Here is a 6,230-nt window from a genome sequence, read left to right on the forward strand (position 1 = left end):
AAGCGAACGAGCTAGCCGATCGCCTTCTCCAAAACCAGCGCCGGCAATCCTGAGGCGCCGCCGCAATCAGCCGTGTTGCCGGCGGGCAAGAACCCTCTCGCGCGATAAAAGGCGATGGCCGGAGCATTTGCTTCCTCGACCTCGACGCGCAACGTCCGGGCCTCCGGAAAGCTGGCCTCGATCTCGTCCAGCAGCGCTTGGCCGATGCCTTGCCTCTGCCAGGCCGGATGCACGTAAAGCTGGTTCAGCATGACGATCCCAGCATCCGTGGTGGCGGCGGCGAAAGCCATGCCGCCGATGCTTTTGCCGTCGTCGGCGAGCAGGAACTCCGAGTTCGGCCGCGTCAGCCGTGCTTTGAGCGCGGCGATCGAATGCCATTCATCGGTGATTTCGGTGACCCGCGCCGCGCCGTAGATGGCGTCATAGGTGGCATGCCATGTCTCGATCAGCAGGGCGCGCACTGCCGCCAGATCGCGCTCGCCGGTGGTGCGGACGAACATCCTACTCGATTCCCAGCCTGGCCTTGACCAGCTCGTTGACCGCCTGCGGATTGGCCTTGCCGCCGGTCGCCTTCATCACCTGGCCGACGAACCAGCCGGCCATGGTCGGCTTGGCGCGCGCCTGTTCGACCTTATCCGGGTTGGCTGCGATCACCTCGTCCACCGCCTTTTCGATGGCGCCGGTATCGGTGACCTGCTTCATGCCGCGGCTTTCGACCAGCTGGCGTGGATCGCCGCCCTCGTTCCAGACGATCTCGAACAGATCCTTGGCGATCTTGCCGGAGATGGTGCCTTCCTTGATCAGGTCGATGACCGCGCCGAGCTGGTCGGGCGAAACAGGAGCGTTTTCAATACCCTTGCCGGCCTTGTTCAAGGCCCCCAGGAGGTCGTTGATGACCCAGTTGGCGGCGAGCTTGCCGTCGCGCCCGGCCGCTACCTTCTCGAAATAATCGGCAATCGCCTTTTCCGAAACCAGGATTGAGGCATCGTAGGTCGACAGGCCAAGCGAGGTGATCAGCCGCGCTTTCTTGGTGTCGGGAAGTTCCGGCAGGTCCTTTGCCAGCGCGTCGACATAGGCCTGGTCGAATTCCAGCGGCAGGAGGTCGGGATCGGGGAAATAGCGGTAGTCGTGCGCTTCTTCCTTGGAGCGCATCGAGCGTGTCTCGCCCTTGTTAGGGTCGAACAGCCGCGTTTCCTGTTCGATCCTGCCGCCGTCCTCGAGGATGGCAATCTGGCGGCGCGCCTCATAGTCGATGGCCTGGCCGATGAAACGGATCGAGTTGACGTTCTTGATCTCGCAGCGCGTGCCGAATTCGCCGCCGGGCCGGCGCACCGAGACGTTGACGTCGGCGCGCAGCGAGCCTTCGTCCATATTGCCGTCGCACGTGCCGAGATAGCGCACGATGGTGCGCAGCTTGGTGACATAGGCCTTGGCTTCATCGGCGGAGCGCATATCCGGCTTGGAGACGATCTCCATCAGCGCCACGCCGGAGCGGTTGAGATCAACGTAGGACATCGTCGCATGCTGGTCGTGCATCGACTTGCCGGCATCCTGCTCGAGGTGCAAGCGCTCGATGCCGACCTCGATGTCCTCGAATTCGCCCTGCCGGTCCGGGCCGACCGACACGATCACCTTGCCCTCGCCGACGATCGGCTGCTTGAACTGCGAGATCTGGTAGCCCTGCGGCAGGTCGGGATAGAAATAGTTTTTCCTGTCGAAAACCGATTTGTGGTTGATCTCAGCCTTCAGGCCCAGCCCGGTACGGATCGCCTGCTTGACACATTCCTCGTTGATGACCGGCAGCATGCCGGGCATCGCCGCGTCGACCAGGCTGACATTGGCATTGGGTACGGCGCCGAAAATGGTCGAGGCGCCGGAAAACAGCTTTGCCTGCGAGGTCACCTGCGCATGGACCTCGAGGCCGATGATGATCTCCCAGTCACCGGTGGCGCCGGGAACCAGGCGCTTGGCGTCGGGCGTGCGGGTGTCGATAATGCTCATAAGGGCCTGCATATTGAAATTGCGGATATGCGAGAACGCATATTTTGATGTGCAACTTCGCTAGTGCAAACCGCCAAAAGAGACAAGCGCAAAGCCGCAGGCGCCGACGCGGCACAGGCCCGCACCTGCCGCGATGGACTGCTATAGCAGCTTGAAAAAATTCAATGGCCGGCAACCCGGCGGCCGTCGCCTCATGCCGTGGCGATGTAGGCCCTGATCTCCTCGGCCTCGCGCTCGACATCCTCGATGCGCCGCTTGACCACGTCGCCGATCGACACGATGCCGTCGAGCAGTCCGTTCTTTTCCACCGGCAGATGGCGGAAGCGGCCCTTGGTCATGATCTCCATGACCTCGTTGACGGTGTGGTTCTCATTGCAGATCTTCACCTTGGGCGTCATCGCCGAGCGGATGGCGAGGTCGAGCGCCGCGGCCCCCTCCTTAGCGAGAACCCGCACCACATCGCGCTCGGAAAGAATGCCGACGATCTTGTGATCGCCGTTGGTAATGACCAGCGCGCCGATCCTGTGTTCGGAAAGCATGCGGATGGCTTCGCTGAGCTTTTCGTTCGGCCCGAGCGTCACCACGTCGTGGCCTTTTGCCTCGAGAATTGCCTTAACAGTCATGGCGTCCTCCTCTGCATTTCCTGCCGGCTCCTGTCCTGGCCGGCTTTCCCTGGGATGAACATGGTGCGCCGCGATCGGCTGCATTTCAAGTGCGGAGGTCTCAGGTCTCCGGCTCGTCCGCCTGCCGGGGCGTCTGCTCGTGCTCCTGCTTTGGGGGATCAAAAAACCGCAGGCCGAAGAAGCCGGCAAGAAAGCCGCCAATATGGGCTTCCCAGGCGATCTGGCCGTCAATGCCGGGCGCCAGGCCGAAGAGGCCGGTCGCGAGGTTGATCACCATCCACATGGCGAGAAAGCTGACGACGCCGCGCGAGTGCAGCACCGCCGCCATCGGCAAAGGCTGGCCGGCGAAGGCGGCCTTGCCCGACGAGCGATCGATACGGAAGCCGTAGCGCGCCGCCGCGCCCATCATGCCGGAAATCGCGCCGGAGGCGCCGACCAGCGGCGTCTCGCCAAGCGGATGCATGGCCCAGAACAGCGCCACCGCCGCCAGTCCGGTCGCAGCGAAAAACAGGCTGAAGCGCAGCGCGCCGAAGCGGTTGGCCAGCGGTGAGCCGAAGGCCGCGAGCCACACCATGTTGATGCCAAGATGGGCAAAGCCGCCATGCAGGAAGGCATAAGTGAAAGGGCTCAAAAACGCGAAGAAATCCAGGTCGAAGCGGCCGGAATACCGGATCGGCACAAAGGCAGCCCGAACAAGCAGTTCGAAATCCTGGTCGTCGGTCAGCCAATAGACCCGGATCAGATGGACCGCGACGCAGATGCCGATCATCGCCAGCACCACGGACGGCAGATTGAACACCGGCTCGCGGCGCTGCTCCGGTTCGCGGGCGACAGGCCCATCGTCGCCCTGCTCGATCTCCGGTGGGCTTTCTGGGTCGTTCATATGGCTTGCACTCAGTCGCTAGGTTGGACTTCGCGAGCATGTAGATCACGGCCAACCGAATCACAAACGGCGAATCAGCAGCGCCGAATCAAGAAAGAAGCCGTCCAAGGTTTCCCTTGAACGGCTGGTCGAGCCCCCTTGCTCCCCCTGAACTCTTGACTGAAGTGCTGCCGATCGTCGCAAAACGACCGCTTCTGGAGTGGTTTTGGTGTGCCACAGGGCTGGCAGGCAGGCAACGTAAACCAGTTGTTAACCTTAACCGCCCCGACCCGTGAACAAGTATGAACGATACTGGCACGCATCCTGCTCCGCAACGCATGTAGGTCTTCGGAGGGCGTCCTTCTGTTCACCGATGGGACATCAGAAGACAGAATGCGCGGAGCAGCATTAGCATGAACCAGACCGGATCGATCACGCTGTTCCATTATTGGAACCGGTTGCGTGACGGACGCCCTGCCCCGAAACGCTCGGAAGTCGAACCGGCCGACATCAAGTCGCTGCTGGCCGACACGTTCATCCTGGAAAAGGACACGCGCGGCGAAGCTGTGTTCCGGCTCGCCGGCACCAGGCTCTGCGCGGTTTATGGCCGGGAACTCAAGGGGTTTTCATTCCCTTCGCTGTGGCGCGAGAAGGACCAGCGGCTGATTTCGAAGCTGACCGACGGCGTCTTCGACCTGAAATCGGTGATGCTCATGACCTATGAGGGTTTCAGCCGCAATGGTCGCTCCAACAGGTTCGAACTGCTCGCGCTGCCGCTCGACGGCGGGGCCGAGAGCCCGCGCTGCCTCGGCGTGATAACCGCGGTCGAAAAGCCCTTCTGGCTGGGCGCCGACCCGGTTCTCGACGCGTTGATCGATTCGATCCGTGTCGTCGATCCCGACAAGGAGCCGATGTTCCTGAAGAACCGGCCGGCGATAGAGGTTCCCTCGCTCGCCCCGTCGGAATTCGACCCGCCCGAAACGATTTCGGCGCTCGGCCAGGCCCGCCGCATCCGTCACCTGGTCGTCTTCGACGGCGGACGCGAGGAATGATGGCAAAAGCTTAAAGCAACAGCGCCGGCCTTTCCCCTTTGTTAACCTGCTTTGTTGTAGTTTTCCGCTGAAATTCCCCGCATCCATGCGCGGAATGCCGAACGGGGTATGGCAGTCATGAGGTCAGCGGCGGTCGACCATGCGCCGTCCCAAGCTGAAAGGCGTAACTTTCAGCGCGTCCGCGTGAAAATTTACGGACGCTTCATGCTGGAAGACCGCACCGAACATCCCTGCCAGGTGGTCGACATGTCGCCCGGCAACGTTTCGCTGCGCACCGAGCGCGCCGGCCTGGCTGGCGAAAAGGTCATTGCCTATATCGATCATATCGGCCGCATCGAAGGCGTCATCACGCGCACCCTGCAGGATGGCTTTGCGATGACCGTCATCGCGTCGGAGCGCAAGAGGGACAAGCTCGCCGCGCAACTGACCTGGCTTGCCAACAAGCACGAGCTCGACCTGCCGGAAGACCGCCGCCATGAACGCGTCGCACCGCGCAACCCGACGAGCGTGCTGCAGCTTGCCGACGGACGGCAGTACCAGTGCCGCATCATCGACCTGTCGCTGTCTGGCGCGGCAATCGAGATCGACGTCAAACCGGCCATCGGCGTCCAGGTGATGCTGGGCACCATGCGCGGCCAAGTGGTGCGCCATTTCGAAGATGGCGTCGCCATCGAGTTCGCCGTCATCCAGCGGCCGGAAACGCTCGATACCGAATTCAGCTCGTCGCGCGGCTAACGCGGAAGCCTTAGCGCCATCGGGAAGAGAGGCTGGCGATCCTTCGCGCCCCCCTCTGTCCTGCCATCCTAGCTGTTCGAACGGTGCGACGAAGCATGGGAATATACCCGGCTGGAATGCTTAAACAATTCTATACTCAATTGCGTTAAATTTTATGTTTATTCTATTGGCGTTTTACTTAATATCTACTTCGCGCTTTTGCGTCAAATAAATCCGGCCGTGTCATTGTCTCCTTAAACGGGGAGACTGAATAATGAACAGGATGAGGGGCAAGCTGTTGCTGGCGGCAATAGCGATGCAGCTTTTCGGCTGGGGGATTGCAAACGCGGCGGAGCCGGCCTTCATGCACACTGGCGGCCGCACCACGCAGCCGGTCGGTCACTACGAATTGTGCCGGCAGCTTCCGCGGGAATGCAATCAGAGGACGCCTGGCCAGGCACCGGTCGAACTCACCCGCAAGCTGTGGGCGGCGATCATCACGATCAACAATGCGGTCAACAGCAAGGTCGCGCCGCGCACCGACATGGAAATGTGGGGCAAGGAGGAAGTCTGGTCCTTTCCCAATAATGGCTTCGGCGACTGCGAGGATTATGCGCTGGAAAAGCGCCGCGAGCTGATGAGCATCGGCGTGCCGACCGGCGATCTGCTGATGACGGTGGTGCGCCAGCGCAATGGCGACGGCCATGCGGTGCTGACCGTGCGCACCAGCCTTGGCGAGTTCATTCTCGACAATCTCCAGCCCAAAGTGCTGTCCTGGACTAATACCGGCTACACCTACCTGAAGCGCCAATCCGAGCGGAATTCCGGCGCCTGGGTGACGATCAACGACGGCCGCTCCGACGCGGTCGCCAGCGTCCGCTGAGGACGCGACGCAAAACCCGGTCGACTGCCCCCCCCCCCCCACCCCCCCCCCCCGCGGGTATATGCCCCGCCCCGCCCCCCGGCCGGCGCCCCCAG

Annotated in this window: 7 protein-coding genes; 3 read left to right on the forward strand and 4 right to left on the reverse strand. The window is 62.1% G+C overall.

What is annotated here, in order from left to right; genetic code table 11:
* Positions 1-11: 11 nt before the first annotated feature.
* The 4 genes from AC0L2P_RS22225 to AC0L2P_RS22240 form a co-directional block, all read right to left on the reverse strand.
* Positions 12-500: a GNAT family N-acetyltransferase gene (locus tag AC0L2P_RS22225; RefSeq protein WP_473504033.1), complete on the reverse strand. Its 489-nt coding sequence runs from the start codon at positions 498-500 to the stop codon at positions 12-14.
* A gap of 1 nt (position 501) precedes the next feature.
* A complete protein-coding gene (gene gatB / locus AC0L2P_RS22230) occupies positions 502-2,001 on the reverse strand; it encodes an Asp-tRNA(Asn)/Glu-tRNA(Gln) amidotransferase subunit GatB (RefSeq protein ID WP_473504035.1) in 1,500 nt (499 codons plus the stop codon).
* Positions 2,002-2,192: 191 nt separating this feature from the next.
* Positions 2,193-2,624 (reverse strand): CBS domain-containing protein, encoded by a 432-nt coding sequence (locus tag AC0L2P_RS22235; RefSeq protein WP_023717464.1) that lies wholly within the window; start codon positions 2,622-2,624, stop codon positions 2,193-2,195.
* 100 nt (positions 2,625-2,724) lie between these two features.
* Positions 2,725-3,507 carry a rhomboid family intramembrane serine protease gene (locus AC0L2P_RS22240; protein ID WP_473504037.1) on the reverse strand — a complete coding sequence of 261 codons (783 nt, stop codon included), beginning with the start codon at positions 3,505-3,507 and terminating at the stop codon, positions 2,725-2,727.
* Between the two features lie 392 nt (positions 3,508-3,899).
* On the opposite strand from AC0L2P_RS22240, the gene AC0L2P_RS22245 reads away from it, so the two are divergent.
* The 3 genes from AC0L2P_RS22245 (at position 3,900) to AC0L2P_RS22255 (ending at position 6,135) form a co-directional block, all read left to right on the forward strand.
* Positions 3,900-4,538, forward strand: coding sequence for a PAS domain-containing protein (locus AC0L2P_RS22245; protein WP_473504039.1), 639 nt, complete (start codon positions 3,900-3,902; stop codon positions 4,536-4,538).
* A gap of 117 nt (positions 4,539-4,655) precedes the next feature.
* Positions 4,656-5,273, forward strand: coding sequence for a PilZ domain-containing protein (locus tag AC0L2P_RS22250; protein WP_473504041.1), 618 nt, complete (start codon positions 4,656-4,658; stop codon positions 5,271-5,273).
* 262 nt (positions 5,274-5,535) lie between these two features.
* Positions 5,536-6,135: a transglutaminase-like cysteine peptidase gene (locus AC0L2P_RS22255; RefSeq protein ID WP_473504184.1), complete on the forward strand. Its 600-nt coding sequence runs from the start codon at positions 5,536-5,538 to the stop codon at positions 6,133-6,135.
* Positions 6,136-6,230: the final 95 nt, after the last annotated feature.

It is taken from the genome of Mesorhizobium sp. WSM4836 (assembly GCF_055811815.1).

Excerpts from the sequence above, each read along its gene's own strand:
- AC0L2P_RS22245 (WP_473504039.1), top strand. The coding sequence starts at position 3,900 with ATGAACCAGACCGGATCGATCACGCTGTTCCATTATTGGAACCGGTTG.
- AC0L2P_RS22255 (WP_473504184.1), top strand. The coding sequence starts at position 5,536 with ATGAGGGGCAAGCTGTTGCTGGCGGCAATAGCGATGCAGCTTTTCGGC.
- AC0L2P_RS22225 (WP_473504033.1), bottom strand. The coding sequence starts at position 500 with ATGTTCGTCCGCACCACCGGCGAGCGCGATCTGGCGGCAGTGCGCGCC.
- AC0L2P_RS22235 (WP_023717464.1), bottom strand. The coding sequence starts at position 2,624 with ATGACTGTTAAGGCAATTCTCGAGGCAAAAGGCCACGACGTGGTGACG.
- gatB (WP_473504035.1), bottom strand. The coding sequence starts at position 2,001 with ATGAGCATTATCGACACCCGCACGCCCGACGCCAAGCGCCTGGTTCCC.
- AC0L2P_RS22240 (WP_473504037.1), bottom strand. The coding sequence starts at position 3,507 with ATGAACGACCCAGAAAGCCCACCGGAGATCGAGCAGGGCGACGATGGG.
- AC0L2P_RS22250 (WP_473504041.1), top strand. The coding sequence starts at position 4,656 with ATGAGGTCAGCGGCGGTCGACCATGCGCCGTCCCAAGCTGAAAGGCGT.